This window comes from Mesorhizobium sp. WSM2240, assembly GCF_040438645.1.
Lineage (GTDB): Bacteria > Pseudomonadota > Alphaproteobacteria > Rhizobiales > Rhizobiaceae > Allomesorhizobium.
The window spans coordinates 615,710-630,098 of sequence record NZ_CP159256.1 but is presented as its reverse complement, the minus strand read 5'-3'; the positions used below and the strand labels follow the sequence as shown (position 1 = coordinate 630,098).

Annotated in this window: 11 protein-coding genes and 1 pseudogene; 5 read left to right on the top strand and 7 right to left on the bottom strand. The window is 58.1% G+C overall.

Going from position 1 to position 14,389, the window contains the following annotated elements; translation table 11 throughout:
- Positions 1–167: 167 nt before the first annotated feature.
- Complete coding sequence (locus ABVK50_RS32645; protein ID WP_353646448.1) at positions 168–1,442, bottom strand: polysaccharide biosynthesis/export family protein; 1,275 nt, start codon at positions 1,440–1,442, stop codon at positions 168–170.
- A gap of 239 nt (positions 1,443–1,681) precedes the next feature.
- Here ABVK50_RS32645 and ABVK50_RS32640 point away from each other — a divergent pair.
- Together ABVK50_RS32640 and ABVK50_RS32635 are read left to right on the top strand one after the other, a co-directional pair.
- Positions 1,682–1,842 (top strand): annotated as a pseudogene (locus tag ABVK50_RS32640) (transposase); the annotation flags it as partial.
- A 513-nt stretch (positions 1,843–2,355) separates the two neighbouring features.
- The gene (locus tag ABVK50_RS32635; protein WP_353646447.1) at positions 2,356–4,236 is read left to right on the top strand and encodes a P-loop NTPase; all 1,881 of its coding nucleotides are present in this window, start codon (positions 2,356–2,358) and stop codon (positions 4,234–4,236) included.
- Positions 4,237–4,375: 139 nt separating this feature from the next.
- Here the strand turns inward: ABVK50_RS32635 and ABVK50_RS32630 are convergent, their stop codons facing one another.
- The 3 genes from ABVK50_RS32630 to ABVK50_RS32620 all read right to left on the bottom strand — a co-directional run bounded on the left by ABVK50_RS32630 (position 4,376) and on the right by ABVK50_RS32620 (position 6,623).
- Positions 4,376–4,897 (bottom strand): IS5 family transposase, encoded by a 522-nt coding sequence (locus tag ABVK50_RS32630; protein WP_353646911.1) that lies wholly within the window; start codon positions 4,895–4,897, stop codon positions 4,376–4,378.
- Positions 4,831–5,127 (bottom strand): transposase, encoded by a 297-nt coding sequence (locus ABVK50_RS32625; protein ID WP_353646446.1) that lies wholly within the window; start codon positions 5,125–5,127, stop codon positions 4,831–4,833. The genes ABVK50_RS32630 and ABVK50_RS32625 overlap by 67 nt, the downstream gene beginning before the upstream one ends.
- Before the next feature lie 209 nt (positions 5,128–5,336).
- Entirely contained in the window at positions 5,337–6,623 is a 1,287-nt protein-coding gene (locus ABVK50_RS32620; protein WP_353646445.1) for an exopolysaccharide biosynthesis polyprenyl glycosylphosphotransferase, read from the bottom strand.
- Between the two features lie 478 nt (positions 6,624–7,101).
- Between ABVK50_RS32620 and ABVK50_RS32615 the strand changes: the two genes are divergently transcribed.
- Complete coding sequence (locus tag ABVK50_RS32615) at positions 7,102–7,845, top strand: Crp/Fnr family transcriptional regulator (protein ID WP_353646444.1); 744 nt, start codon at positions 7,102–7,104, stop codon at positions 7,843–7,845.
- Between the two features lie 643 nt (positions 7,846–8,488).
- Here ABVK50_RS32615 and cysQ read toward each other — a convergent pair.
- From cysQ to cysD, 3 genes are read right to left on the bottom strand one after another with little or no spacing between them, the layout of a single operon-like run.
- Positions 8,489–9,340: a 3'(2'),5'-bisphosphate nucleotidase CysQ gene (gene cysQ, locus ABVK50_RS32610; protein ID WP_353646443.1), complete on the bottom strand. Its 852-nt coding sequence runs from the start codon at positions 9,338–9,340 to the stop codon at positions 8,489–8,491.
- Positions 9,288–11,225: a sulfate adenylyltransferase subunit CysN gene (gene cysN, locus ABVK50_RS32605; protein WP_353646442.1), complete on the bottom strand. Its 1,938-nt coding sequence runs from the start codon at positions 11,223–11,225 to the stop codon at positions 9,288–9,290. The genes cysQ and cysN overlap by 53 nt, the downstream gene beginning before the upstream one ends.
- 2 nt (positions 11,226–11,227) lie before the next feature.
- Positions 11,228–12,133 carry a sulfate adenylyltransferase subunit CysD gene (gene cysD / locus ABVK50_RS32600; protein WP_353646441.1) on the bottom strand — a complete coding sequence of 302 codons (906 nt, stop codon included), beginning with the start codon at positions 12,131–12,133 and terminating at the stop codon, positions 11,228–11,230.
- 287 nt (positions 12,134–12,420) lie between these two features.
- Here cysD and ABVK50_RS32595 point away from each other — a divergent pair, with 287 nt between their 5' ends.
- Both ABVK50_RS32595 and galE read left to right on the top strand, forming a co-directional pair.
- A complete protein-coding gene (locus tag ABVK50_RS32595; RefSeq protein ID WP_353646440.1) occupies positions 12,421–13,395 on the top strand; it encodes a UDP-glucuronic acid decarboxylase family protein in 975 nt (324 codons plus the stop codon).
- On the top strand, positions 13,392–14,366 hold the full coding sequence (gene galE, locus ABVK50_RS32590) for a UDP-glucose 4-epimerase GalE (protein WP_353646439.1): 975 nt from the start codon (positions 13,392–13,394) through the stop codon (positions 14,364–14,366). Before ABVK50_RS32595 ends, galE begins: the two co-directional genes overlap by 4 nt.
- The last annotated feature ends 23 nt before the right edge of the window (positions 14,367–14,389 follow it).

The window sequence follows — 14,389 nt, the reverse complement described above, 5'->3', positions numbered from 1 at the left end:
CCTCAGCTTCGAGCACATCACGTTTTGGGACGTTGCCTGTAGATTTTGAATTCCCTGGTGCATAGTGCAAAGGGGGCATGCAAGGGCTACACGGCCCAATGTCAGACTATCAGTTGGCGGCGCGGTACGAAGGGGCGCTTAGCCGCGCTGGCCAAAGTGGCATTAGCTTAGTTAGCCGCCGCTGTTCCCGATGGGACCTGCAGCTTGACGGTGACAGTATCCCCTGGAGCGAGCAGCATATCTTCGGTAGCCGCGGTCGTCGTCGTTTTTCCACTACTGGAACGGGTCACGCTGATCGCAAGCTGACGCCCCTGTTGAGTCAGAAGATCGCTTCGCAACAATCCAACATAAGAGATTTGTTTCGTCAGCCCATCCATTTCAGCCTGCATTTGGGATAATGCTGCGGTTTCGGTCTGTAGTTCGGCCAGCAAATCAATTCGCGATTGGTCCCCCAGTTTCTCAAGATCTCGCTGGAGTGTTCCTTGTTCGCGTTCAAGTTGAGCAATCGCGGAACTAGTTTGCAGGGCGCGCGTAGCCGACAGCAGCACAGCGCGTTGGGCAGCGTTCAACGTTGTTATCTGAACCAGCCCTTTGTCGAAGAGGCCCTTCACACGAGCGACTTCTTTATCATCTGCATCGGCGCCTTTCTGATCAGTCTTCTGTTGCTCGAGCAGATATTCCATGCGTTTGGCTGCCTTAGCTATCGCGAGCTCGATAGAAGCCCGTTCCTTCCCTTGATCCAAATTCAGAGCGTCGAGGCGGTTCTGTTCTTGCTGCAGTGCTTCCGTGCGGCGAGGGATGAGCGCAGGATCAGTCTCCTCCGCCGCCGTGAATTCCTTGTCCCCACTGAGTTGCGCCCGGATGCGAGCAACTTTGATTTCACTTTCTTGGTACTTAGCTCGCAGAACATTCAAGCGACCGTTAAGGTCCGCTAAAACTAATTCTGGATTAGTTACCGTACCGATTTGATAGCCGCCGGCGGACGCCACAGCCTGTCGGATGGTCATCCCTGGCCTGAAGGTCAGGGACCCCGGCGAGGCAATGTCTCCGTCAACGTAGATGGGTCGGTATTCTTCGATGTCGACGACAATCTGATCAGGGTAGAAGCCAGCCCAGTTTTCACTGACGCCGTCGCTGGACCGCTGCGGGAGAGCTTTCGGTTTCAGACCGTCAATTACCTGCTTGCGAACGTCTCCTATTGTTTTTTGGAGAACGTTTAGAGGCCCGAGAACTGGCAGCACGACAATGCCGCTCTGGTCGACGACAGCTCGCTTCTGCATGTCCGGGTTGCCTATGACAGAAAAGCCGATCACGTCGCCAGGTTGCAAGCGGTACTCGTGGGCACCAAGTCCCTCAGCTAGCGCAAAGCCACTCCACAAGCAGATATATGCGGAGAAAATGCAACTGCTAGTCCGCTTTCGACTCATGGATTGATTCAGCATTCCCGATTCCCCCACGATGCTTAAGTCTGAAGCCGATAAAAACCTTCCTTTGAGGCAAATTTGCGCCGCGATGCGATAGCAACATAGCCGACGATTGGGCGTGCTCTGCACCGTGGTGTACCTGAATGGGCTCGCTGCTTCTTCCGCCTTGGGCCGGAAGAAGCAGTGTGCGATGGGTGGCAGTCAACATCCTCGAAGAGTTCGTTCCGGCCTCGTCGCGTCGCTGGCGTCGATGGTGGGCGCTACAGGCGTTGCGTGGTGTCGATCTGAACGCAGCGACCTTCGTCACCGGATCGGTGACGTCCCGCGGCTCGAGAACCAGCCTCAGTTCATAGGTTATCTCGCCCTCGTTCCCGGTGAGCATTCGACCTGCGATACAGTCCGGCGCGGGGGGATCACCGCTTAACCCGCTACCGCGGGCGGACCTGAGATGGCTGGCTCATGGCGATGCACTAGACGGGGGGAAACGCCTGGCTCGCAAGCTCAAGCCGTTGGGGCCCTGGAGGGCTGACGGTTCATGCAAGCGCCGCGGACCAATCAGCACGAGTGGGCCGCCGCCGTCCTGCGTGGGCACTGCGGCTATCATGGCCGGCCCACAAAAGGCGGCGGCACGGGCTCGCCGGAGCTCGAGGCCTTGCCGGCACGCATCCGCCTATCCACTCCACACATCACGCGTACATCGGGGTTAGGCGGAGAATATGACAGTGGTTACTCGCGGGAAGAGCGAGGTGCAGGAAGCCGCCCGTCCGGATCTGTGGGGGCGATGGCCGGGCATGAGCCGCAAAAGAGCCCATGCACTCCGCTCGCTGCCCCGGCGTCGATTCTGAATTTCCAGAGGTTTTAATTTAATAACGTGATATGGTGATTTTGCCACTACCTGTGCGTGGCCAGTCTCATTCCACGGGGTCTGAATATGCTCCGCAAAGCTGATAACTGGCATCCGGATTCTACCGTCATAATCGGTGAGCCTCAGTCGGAAACGATTGATTTCGAAACACTACTCGCAGCGGCACGCCGGCAGCTGAGGTTTGTCTTTACCTGCGCAATGGGAGGACTTTTGCTGGGGCTCGCCTATCTTCAGGCCGAGGTGCCCTTATACCGGTCAACTACGAGAATTCTGATCGACAAGAACCAGCCACCCGTCGTGATGCAGCTAATGGAGAACGGCACGTCCACGCAGCTCAACCCGATGATGGTAAGCCAGGTTGAACTGTTGCGCTCTGACCGCATCGGGCTAAAGGTCGTCGATAGCCTGGGTCTCGCCGCCGATCAGTCCTTCCTGTCCGCACCCTATTCATTGCTCGTTGGTCTCAAAAGATCGGTCATTGAGCTCGTGCAATCATCGATCAGCAGTTCCGAAGAAACCGCACCGTCGGTCAAATCGGCTGGGCCGGGTGGACCCGATCGTCGACGGCAGGCATTCGGCATTCTCGCTGAGAATCTCGTGGTAAACCGGGTAGGAGATTCTTACATCCTGCAGATCGATTTTTGGTCCCCCAACCCCGAGATGGCGCAAAAAATTGCCGGCAAGTATGCCGACATTTACCTTTCTGACCAGCTCGTAGCCAAAAATGAGGCGATCACCCGAGCCCGCAGTGCGCTGATGGAAGAGCTCGAAGACGTTCGCAAGCGATCGGTCGAAGCCGAACTTGCAGTTCACAAATTCCGCTCAGACAATGCGTTGACCAACGTCAGACTGGTTACTACCCTGCGCCAACTCGAACTTGACGCTTCCTCTCTCAAGTCACAATACCAGCAGCTTTTGGAGCACTACCAAGCGACCCTGCAGAACCAGTCGCTCGCGTTGACGGAGGCGCGGGTTATCTCGCAGGCACCACTCCCCGGTACACCGAGCTTCCCAAGCAACAGCCTCACCTTGGCAATTTGCGTGGCGCTCGGCGGTTTGGTTGGTACGGGCTTGGCCGGAGTTCGAGAGTACCGGGAGCGCTTTTTCCGTACAAGCAGCCAAGTGCGCAACGAACTTGGATTAGAGACACTTGGCATGATCCCATTGCTCGAGGGGAAACCGGTTCGCCGAGAGAAGCGAGATGGCACGGCCGGAAACCCATCATTCATTGAGGTGGCGAACAGTGCCTACAACTGGGTTGAGCAAAATCGGCGCTCCGAATTCGCCGAGGCGATGCGAACCGTGAAAGTCGCCGTTGATGTCGAGCTGCAGGGCAAGACCACGAAGACGATCGGCGTCGTCTCGTGCCTCCCGGGGGAAGGGAAATCGCTGGTCTCCTCCAATTTGGCGATAATGCTTGCAATGCAGCGCCACACGACAATGTTGATCGATGCGGATATACACAATCCGGGCCTATCACCTATGTTGGCCAGCGGCTGGGAACGCGGCTTTGCTGAGATGTTGGCTGGAGACTTTAATCCTGGCGATTTGCTGGTCCATCAGTCATTGCCTCTGGTCTTCCTGCCTGGTGCGAACCGCAACCAACAAACGTTGCCAAGGCCGGTGCAGTCTATCGAAAGTACGGCCGAGTTTCTGTTCGATGTAGGTGCGAAGTTCAACTACGTTGTTGTTGATTTGCCTCCTATAGCTCCCGTCGCAGACGCGAGATCGCTTGCCCAGCACCTTGACGCCGTTGTTCTGGTTATCGAGTGGGGCAGCACCGCTCGCCAATTCGTACGCGAAAGCGTCGACAACAATTTGTTTCTGAGAGACAAATGTATCGGCGTCTTGCTTAACAAGGTCGATATGAAAAAAATCAAGCGATACCAAAAATTCGGAAGTGCCGAATTCTACAGTAGCCGCTATAGCCAATATTATCAGGGCTAGACGGTTGTCTTGTCTTATGACTTTTCTGCCGGTTGTGGGCATTAGGAGATGCCCGATCCGTGTGGCCATCCCGGATCGGGCGGAAGGAGTTGGATCGAAGTTGTCTCGGTCGTGGAGGACCGTCGATTAGGGCCAAGACTCATAACCAGTAGCTGACGGTTGCGGCGATGCAGACGGCGGCGAGGAAGTTCCGGGCGAGCCGATCGTAGCGGGTTGCGATGCGGCGGAAGTCCTTGATGCGACAGAACATGCGCTCAAACGCATTGCGGTCTCTGTAGAGGAAGGGCGAGAAGCAGTTCTTCCATTTCCGGTTCGCCTTGGGCGGGATATTGGCGAACGCGCCGCGTCCGCGAACCTGCTCCCGGATGGCATTGCTGTCATAGCCTTTGTCGGCATGCAGGATTGGCGCCGCCGGCATCTGCTCGATCAGCAGCGCCCCGGCAGTGCAGTCGGCGACCTGGCCGCCGGTCAGGAGAAGGCAACCGGCCGGCACAATCCATCCGTCAGAGCATGGATTTTGGTGGTCCGCCTCTCGAACGACCGATGGCCTGATTTTGCTCCCCCCTTTGCCGCCGGCCGCACAGCGATGCGCCCTTACCGCCGATGAGCCGATGAGAAGCTCGGCCGGAGGCCCGCCTGCGTTGGCGAGAGCATGGAAAATGGCGCTCCAACGCCCTTGGCCGACCAGCGCTGGAACCGGTTGTAGAGGGTCTTGCGCGGTCCACAGACCGACGGAGCGTCGACCCAGCGTCCGCCGCTCTTCACCACATGGATGATGCCGCTGATCACGCGGCGATCCTCGACGCGCGGCTTGCCTCGGGTGTCGGTCGGCAGATGCGGTTCAAGCAGCCCAAACTGCTCATCGCTGAGCCAGAAATAGTCGCGATTCATGACGGGTCCCCCTCAGAGACCCTGAATCACAATCCCGCCGTCAGAGGAACCCCTTTTATGGGTCCGGAGCCTAGTGTGATCACCCCCTTCTTTTCCACCAGACCTGGACGGAAAAGGCGCGTGGAGATAGCAGCTCGAAGGTGTAACAGCCTGGCCGGGATGACTCACTGGCGTTCCGGTGTGCGCCGCCGGCCCTGAGCTGCTGAACATCAATAGGCATTACGATCCGAAAACAGCAGTAAAGCACTTTTCCAAATTATTTTAAGATCGAGACGCATGCTCCAGGACTTTATGTACCAGAGGTCATGCTCAACGCGTTTTTCCATCCTCCAGAGCTCCTTGGTTTCCCCTCGAAAGCCATTAATCTGAGCCCAGCCTGTTAAACCGGGTTTTACATGACAGCGATAAGCATAGCTAGCAATGAGTAGACTATAGGTGTCGTCATGAGCGACAGCGTGAGGCCGCGGCCCAACGAGGGACATCTCCCCCCGAAGCACATTGAATAACTGCGGCAGCTCGTCGATGTTTGCTCGGCGCAAGATTCGGCCAAGCCGGGTAACCCGCGCGTCACCACGCTGAACCTGGCGAATCTCCGTACCGTTCTCCTGCACGGTCATCGATCGGAACTTGTAGATATTGAACGGCTTACCACCAAATCCCCGCCGCGTCTGCCGGAACAGCACAGGGCGACCGTTCTCGAGTGCTATGGCAACTGCGACCAGGGCCATCAACGGAAACAGGAACAGCAGTAGCAGTGATGCAAGAGCAATATCGAATAGCCGCTTGAGCAGGCGTTCGGCAGGCCTCAAAGGCGCGCGCTGGACTTCGAAGGCTTGCTGCCAGCCAGTGCGCAGCGGGGAACCGGCCAGAATCTTATCAATGTAGGCATCGGCGAAAAGATAGATCGGCAGCGGGAGGCGGGACATTTCCTCCAAGATGCGTTCGATCAACTTCCGCTCGTCCCAAGAGCAAAAGAGATAAACTGCCCCATACGGGCTTCTGCGGAACGCGGCCTGAGCAGCTTTGACGGCGGCATGCGCCGATCGTGCTGCGAGCGTGCCATCACGGTTCTCGATGTTGGAAACGCCGCATACCGCGATGCCCTGTTGCCGGAGCTTGCCGATTATCCCCTGTTCCATTCCAGGAACGCCAGAGTAAAACAGATAAACTGTGCGCAAGACGAGCTTCTCAGCTGCCAGGAGCCGTTTCAGCACACGCGTTAGAACCGCGTGGCCAGGCAGCAGAGTTAGGAATCCGACCGCAAACGCCAGCGTCAAGGAGCCGCGCGAGAACGTCGACGAAGTCTTCGTGAGAAAGACGAGCCAGAGAATTGAAAAGAAGACAAACAGCCATCCGGTCAAGAGGGTTTTGAGCCCGAGGTGATCGTTCAGGATGCCGCTAACTGTGTAGGCGCCCTTGGCAGCCATGAATGCGACAAGCAATAGGCCGGCGGTAACACTTAGATAGATCGTCTCCCAAATATTTGGCGGACTCACTCCGAGGAGCCTATGATAGACCTCACTTGACGTAAGAATTATTGTCTGCCCGAGGAGGAAATCAGCAGTAGCGAGAAACACGCAAACTGCTCCCAAAGGAAGCCGTAACGGTTCTGCGCTCTGCTTCCAGACCGCATGCGACGCCTCGGTGGGTGCATGCCTCATAAAAATGAATCCCGACTTGTACCCCATCTCCTTCCTCGAGTCATGGAACACGACGTTCCATAAGGAGGGGGGGTTATCCCAACGGCTTACTTCCAATCGTTCAGATTTGATTTAGATTTAAACGTCTCAGGGACATGTCGGCTGTTACCACGGGCACACTGGAGTGATTATTTCGTGGTATCCTGATGTGCTAATACATTCATGCCTCAGCGCGATTGCGTGAGACGGGACCGGAAACGGACCCGTTCAAAGAGGCAGTCAAGGCAACGCTTTTAGGGACCGGGGCGCTTTACCCTATCAAGGGGACAGTACCATGGCAGATAGTGATGTTGACGTCCGTGTAAAGCAGCTTCAAAAAATATCCTTCTTTCGGCATTTTGGGCAAGATGTTCTGAATGAATTGGCGAAAGTAGCCATCCAACGAAGGATTGCAAAGAACAGAAGCTTAATTCACCTTGGCGACAGATCGCTTTATATTTACTGCTTACTTCGCGGCAAAGTTCGTCTTAGTGTTCCCCTCTCAGATGGTCGAGAGTTTATCTTTGCGGATCTTGGTCCTGGCGACACTTTCGACGTCGCTAGATTGTTCACCGCGCGACGCAGTATCATGAACGCTGCTTCAGTTGCGGAGAGCGACGTGTTGCAGATCAAAGTAGCGTTCCTGACTAGCGTCTTCGACAAACACCCCGATCTCGCACTAAAGGCGATCCCGTTCTTGTGCCAAGCCATGCACGACGCGCAAGAGCGAGTGATCCATAGTGCGGCCAGTGCGCTCTCCATTCGATTGGCGAGCACACTCTTGAGATTGACTGAGAGACGGCACAGCACGGCTACCGTAGATAGAGCTCTGAGCATCCACGTTTCCCAGACCGACCTAGCGGCAATGGTCCCGGCGTCTCGAGCGAAAGTGAATCGCTGCCTGAGAGAATGGGAACGGCGGTATCTGACCCAATACGACCACGGCTCGTTGAAGATCCTCAATCACGACGCGTTAAAGTCTGTTGCTCTTGGCGAGATTGCCTTTGATCGTTCAACGACGCATATCCCGCGTGCCTGAATAGTTTGCGCACGCCTGAGGTTGTCTCAGCCAGTCGTCCCATTCGCGGCGCAGCCGATCGGTGGACTTGGCCCCGCCAAGTTTCTGCGTTCGCCGGGATCCGCCACAAGATCACGTTGGCCAGATCCGCGCTGAGCTCCACGCCGATCCGGCAGGGCCGCACGACTGAGGGCGATACGGTACCTGTTCGACCGAACCCGGGACGAGAACAATCCCTCAAAACACTCCGATGCTCTGCTCGGAGGGTGCGCCGGCGCACGAAACGACCTTCGCCACCATCATGGGCCTGGCCGGTCTAGAGATCTGGCCCAAGAGCCGATTGAGCAGCACAATGATCATTGGCCCCATTCTTGCAATGTGTTACATTGTTTGTCATGGCAGAAGCGACGATCATACCGTTCCACGAAGCCGTCGAGGGGGCCATCCGGCGCGAGTTCGAGCTGGCAAAGGCCCGATTCGGAAATGACTGGCAGTTGCTGTGCATAGAGGAAAACTGGGGCGACACGCTGGATGACCGGCATACGCTGAGAATGCTTCGATCCTTGAACCGGAACGGATCCTGCTACAGCAGGATGTTTTGCCGGAGAGATTAGCGTCAGTTCTGTTCTGCTGGAAACGCATGGATGCTCAGTCAGCGTAAACGCTAATCGGCCGTAGCCGGTGACGTGTCTGCTATGAACCAGGGATTTGCGAAATCCTTCTCGTCGCGTTGACCGCGTTTGCCATAGCGAAGCAGCCGGCCGTCAATGAGTGTGGTTCGCCCGCCAGCCGCTCGGAGCACGGCATCACCGGCCGCGGTATCCCATTCCATGGTGCGGCCGAAACGCGGATACAGATCGGCCTCTCCGCTCGCCAGCAGGCAGAATTTCAACGACGAGCCCACCGATATGATCTCCGGACCCTCGAACCTGGCGATGAATTCGTCGGTCTCGGGCGTGCGGTGGGACCGGCTTGCGACGATCGTCAGCGGCTTGGTCGCGTTGCGAGCCGATATCTTGCGGCGGGCCGCCGGCAAAAAATCCGGCGAAATTGAAACTTCGGTCGCTTCGCCGGGACGGCCGGAGTACAACACACCCCTTGCCGGAGCATAGACCACGCCGATTTCCGGAACGCCGCGGCGCACGAGCGCGATGTTGACGGTGAAATCGCTGTTGCGGTTGATGAATTCCTTCGTCCCGTCGAGCGGGTCGATCAGCAGGATTGCATCGCCTTCCAGCACCGGCACCACACCGGCGGCGATTTCCTCTTCCGCCACGCAGGCGATGCCGGCCAGCGTCTCGCGCAGCCCTTCAAGGATCACCCGCTCGGCGGCGCGGTCCGCCTCGGTCACCGGCGAGGCGTCAGCTTTCGTCTCAAAGACGATTGCGGCATCGAAAATCGCCATGATGGCGCGACCAGCCGAAAGCGCCAAGCCTTCGAAAAGGGCCAGGACTGCCGCGTCGTCAGATGGATCCACCTTCGTCGTCAACAGGTCGTTGGACAATATTGCGGTCATGGAGCCATCTTTCGAGCGCATCTACCATCTCTTCCGGCGTTTTGCCGATCGTTTCTAGTCGCACGTCGGCATTTTCCGGCCGTTCGTAAGGCGAATCCAGGCCGGTGAAGTTCTTTATCTCGCCGCTGAGCGCTTTCGCATAGAGCCCTTTCGGGTCGCGTGCGGCGCATTCCTCGAACGGCGTGTCGACGAACACCTCGACGAACTCGCCCTCGGCCACGATCTCGCGCGCCATGCGGCGCTCGGCGCGGAACGGCGAGATGAAGGAGACGAGCACGATCAGGCCGGCATCGACCATCAGGCGCGCCACTTCGGCGACGCGGCGGATGTTTTCGACGCGGTCTTCGTCGGTGAAGCCGAGATCGCGGTTAAGACCGTGGCGGACATTATCGCCGTCGAGAATGTAGGTGTGGCGACCGCTCGCATGCAGCTTCTTCTCGAGCAGATTGGCGATGGTCGACTTGCCCGAGCCCGAAAGCCCGGTGAACCAGAGAACCGCCGGCTTCTGGTGCTTTATATCCGCACGGGCCGATTTGGCGACGTCGAGCGCCTGCCAATGCACATTCGATGCGCGGCGCAGCGGGTGCAGGATCATGCCGGCCCCGACGGTCGCATTGGTGATGCGATCGATCAGGATGAACGCGCCGGTGGTGCGGTTTTCGGCGAAGCTGTCGAAGGCGATCGGCGACTGCGTCGAGATGTTGACGACGCCGACCTCGTTCATCGCCAGCGATTTCGCCGCTTCCCGCGCGAAGTCATTGACATTGAGGCGGTATTTCAATTCCGAAATGGTCGCGCTCGCCTGGTCGGTCTCGGTGCGCAATATGTAGGAGCGGCCGGGCAAAAGCGCCTGCTCGTCGAACCAGACGAGGTTGGCTGCGAACTGGTCGGCGACCTGCGGCCGTGCTTCGGGCGCAACCAGAAGATTGCCGCGCGAGACCTCGACCTCGTCCTCCAGGACGATGGTGACCGCCTGCCCCTCCACCGCCCGTTCGAGATCGCCGTCCTGTGCAACGATGCGCTTGATGCGCGACTTCTTGCCGGATTTTGCAACGACGATCTCTTCGCCCGCTCCGATGGAGCCCGACGCGACCGTTCCCGCAAAACCGCGGAAATCGAGATTCGGCCGGTTTACATACTGCACGGGAAACCGGAACGGCTGTTCGCTCGCGGGATCGACCACCACCGTTTCGAGATGGTCGATCAAGGTCGGGCCGCCATACCAGCCGGTCTTTTCCGAGCGCCGCGAGACGTTGTCGCCGAAGCGGGCCGACATCGGGATCGGCACGATCGACGAGAAGCCGAGATCCTTGGCGAATTCCGTGTAGTCGGCGACGATCCTGGCGAACACGTCGCGGTCGAAGCCGACCAGATCGATCTTATTGACCGCAAGCACCACGTGGCGGATGCCGAGCAGCGAGGCGATGATCGAATGGCGGCGGGTCTGGCGCAGCACACCCTGCCTGGCGTCGACCAGCACGATGGCGAGATCGGCGGTCGAGGCGCCCGTCGCCATGTTGCGCGTATATTGTTCATGGCCGGGCGTGTCGGCCACGATGAATTTGCGCTTGGGCGTGGCGAAGAAACGGTAGGCGACGTCGATGGTGATGCCCTGCTCGCGCTCGGCCTCCAGCCCATCCACCAGCAACGCGAAATCAATGTCGTCGCCGGTCGTGCCGTGCTTCTTGGAATCGCGCTCCAGCGTGGCCAGCTGGTCCTCGAATATCTGCTTGGTGTCGGACAGCAGCCGGCCGATCAGCGTCGACTTGCCGTCGTCGACCGAACCGCAGGTCAGGAAGCGCAGCAGCGACTTCTGTTCCTGGTCGGCGAGAAATCCATCGATATCGACGACCCCAGCGGCCGTTGTCGACGACGTACGGCGCATTCTCAGAAATATCCTTCGCGCTTCTTCTTTTCCATCGAGCCGGCCTCGTCCCGGTCGATCAGCCGGCCCTGGCGTTCCGAGGTTCGGGCAATCAGCATCTCATTGACGATGCCTTCGAGATCGTCGGCGTCGGAATCGATCGCCCCGGTCAGCGGATAGCAGCCGAGCGTCCTGAAACGGACCAGGCGGTTCTCGATGACTTCGCCGGGCCTAAGCTTCATGCGCTCGTCATCGCGCATGATCAGCATGCCGTCGCGGTTCACCACCGGCCGCTTTTTGGCGAAATAAAGCGGCACGATCGGGATGTCCTCGCGCAAGATGTATTGCCAAATGTCGAGCTCGGTCCAGTTGGACAGCGGGAAGACGCGGATCGATTCACCCGGCGAAATCCGGGTGTTGTAGATCTTCCACATTTCCGGGCGCTGGTTCTTGGGGTCCCAGACGTGCTGCGCATTGCGGAACGAGAAGATGCGCTCTTTCGCGCGCGACTTTTCCTCGTCGCGGCGGGCGCCGCCAAAGGCCGCGTCGAAACCGTATTTGTCGAGCGCCTGGCGCAGGCCCACCGTCTTCATGACATGAGTGTGGGTGTTGGAGCCGTGATCGAACGGATTGATGCCGTCGCGCACGCCGTCCTCGTTGACGTGCACAAGAAGGTCGAAGCCCAGCTTCTTGGCCATCTGATCGCGAAACTCGATCATCTCGCGGAATTTCCAGGTCGTGTCGACGTGCAAGAACGGAAATGGCGGCTTGGCCGGATAAAATGCCTTCATCGCCAGATGCAGCAGCACCGACGAATCCTTGCCAACCGAATAGAGCATCACCGGCTTGGCAAACGCCGCCGCCACCTCGCGAAAAATATGGATGGCCTCGAACTCTAGGCGTTGCAGATGCGTCAAAGGGACATTCATGTCGGCACTTTCTGAACCAGCCTTTTGACGGGGCGTAAAACACCGCCCCTGCAGAACTATATCCATGATTTGACCGCTTCAAGGCGGGTTGCATCTGGCGCTCGCGCGGCGCGCTGAATGAGCCGGGGTCTTTCCCCGATATTTCCTCAGCGCAACACTGGGCGGTTGGCGGTGACGTTATCGACAACAATTTGTTGTCGGTAACGTAAAGTGAAAGCAGGCCCTAGTAAATCACCCTGAACTCAGGCTATCTTATTTGGCTCGGCCAAATGGCTCGGAGACTCCAAATGCAGCAGGTAAAACGAATCCTGGTGACTGGGGGTGCAGGTTTCCTTGGATCGTTCTTGTGTGAGCGGCTGCTTGGCGACGGTCATGAGGTGGCATGCCTCGACAATTTCTTCACCGGAAGTCGAAGGAACGTGGCGCATCTGCTCGACAACAGATTCTTCGAGATCATTCGCCACGACGTGACGTTTCCGCTCTACGTAGAAGTCGATGAAATTTACAACCTTGCCTGCCCGGCAAGCCCCGTTCACTATCAGTTCGATCCGGTCCAGACGACCAAGACCAGTGTCCATGGGGCGATCAACATGCTCGGCTTGGCCAAGCGAGTTCGCGGGAAGATCCTTCAGGCGTCCACTTCCGAAGTTTATGGCGACCCTGAAGTTCATCCGCAGACCGAGGACTATTGGGGCAGGGTAAATCCGATAGGGCCCCGTTCCTGTTACGACGAAGGCAAGCGCTGTGCAGAAACCCTGTTCTTCGACCATTGGCGACAGCACAGGCTGCGGATCAAGGTAGCGCGCATCTTCAACACGTACGGTCCGAGGATGCGTCCGGACGACGGCCGCGTCATTTCCAACTTCATCGTGCAGGCACTGCAAAACGAGCCGATAACGGTGTATGGCACCGGCCACCAAACCCGTTCATTTTGCTACGTCGACGATCTCATCGACGGTCTGGTTCGCCTGATGCAAACGGCTGACGATGTTACCGGTCCGATCAATCTCGGCAATCCGGTCGAATTCACGATGCTGGAACTCGCCAATCTTGTGATCGAACTTACCGGAAGCCGCTCCAAGATCAGGTTTTTGCCCTTGCCCGTCGACGACCCAAGGCAGCGACAGCCTGATATCGGGTGTGCTTTGCGCGAGCTCAACTGGAAGCCAAGAACCGTATTGCGCGATGGTCTTGCCAAGACCATCGCCTATTTCGACGACTTGGTTTCAGCGGGGCATGTCCGGCCCGCCGCTGCCGAATGAAGACAGTCTTGGTCACGGGCGGGGCCGGCTATGTAGGGTCCCACTGTTGCAAGGCGTTCGCCGAATCCGGTTGGTCGGTCATTGCGTATGACAACCTCTCGCGTGGCTGGCGCGATGCGGTCAAATGGGGACCGATCGTCGAGGGCGACATTTCCGACGCCGCCGCCGTGGCGGCAGCGCTACACCAGTATCGGCCGGATGTGGTGGCGCATTTCGCCGCCTATGCCTATGTTGGTGAGTCCGTCGAGCACCCGGAACTCTATTACCGAAACAACAGCTTTGGGTCGTTGGTTTTGCTTGAGGAAATGCTCAAGGTCGGCGTCGACAAGCTTATCTTTTCGAGCACCTGCGCATCTTACGGTGTTCCAATCCGGTCTCCAATTGACGAAACGCATCCGCAATCGCCGATCAATCCCTACGGGTGGTCGAAATTCATCATAGAACGGATGGTGGACGACCTCTCGGTTGCCCATGGCCTCAACGCGGTCGTGCTTCGGTATTTCAACGCGGCTGGATGCGATCCCGACGGCGAGATCGGGGAGCGGCATGAACCGGAAACACATGTCATTCCGCTGGCTATCGAGGCGGCAGTCAAGCCGGGCCGGATTTTTACCATCAACGGTGCGGACCTCGATACCCGCGATGGAACCGCTGAGCGGGACTACATCCACGTCACCGATCTCGCACGTGCCCACGTTCTGGCGGCGGAGAAGCTTCTCCGCGACGCGGGAGTCCACGTCTACAATCTCGGCACCGGAACCGGGACTACGGTGAAGGAACTGGTCGATGCGGTGAGCCGAGTTTCGGGAACGCGCCTATCGGTGGTTTATGGTCCGCGCAGAGCAGGTGACCCGCCGGCGCTTGTGGCCGCGGCCGGCAAGGCTGAGCAGGAGCTGGGCTGGGTTTCGAACCAATCCGGAATCGACAGGATCGTCGAAACGGCGCTGGCCTGGTACTGTAGCCGGCTATGACCGGCATTTCGCGGAAGTGGCCT

Excerpts from the sequence above, each read along its gene's own strand:
- cysQ (WP_353646443.1), bottom strand. The coding sequence starts at position 9,340 with ATGACCGCAATATTGTCCAACGACCTGTTGACGACGAAGGTGGATCCA.
- cysN (WP_353646442.1), bottom strand. The coding sequence starts at position 11,225 with ATGCGCCGTACGTCGTCGACAACGGCCGCTGGGGTCGTCGATATCGAT.
- ABVK50_RS32635 (WP_353646447.1), top strand. The coding sequence starts at position 2,356 with ATGCTCCGCAAAGCTGATAACTGGCATCCGGATTCTACCGTCATAATC.
- ABVK50_RS32625 (WP_353646446.1), bottom strand. The coding sequence starts at position 5,127 with ATGAATCGCGACTATTTCTGGCTCAGCGATGAGCAGTTTGGGCTGCTT.
- ABVK50_RS32645 (WP_353646448.1), bottom strand. The coding sequence starts at position 1,442 with ATGCTGAATCAATCCATGAGTCGAAAGCGGACTAGCAGTTGCATTTTC.
- ABVK50_RS32595 (WP_353646440.1), top strand. The coding sequence starts at position 12,421 with ATGCAGCAGGTAAAACGAATCCTGGTGACTGGGGGTGCAGGTTTCCTT.
- ABVK50_RS32615 (WP_353646444.1), top strand. The coding sequence starts at position 7,102 with ATGGCAGATAGTGATGTTGACGTCCGTGTAAAGCAGCTTCAAAAAATA.
- cysD (WP_353646441.1), bottom strand. The coding sequence starts at position 12,133 with ATGAATGTCCCTTTGACGCATCTGCAACGCCTAGAGTTCGAGGCCATC.
- galE (WP_353646439.1), top strand. The coding sequence starts at position 13,392 with ATGAAGACAGTCTTGGTCACGGGCGGGGCCGGCTATGTAGGGTCCCAC.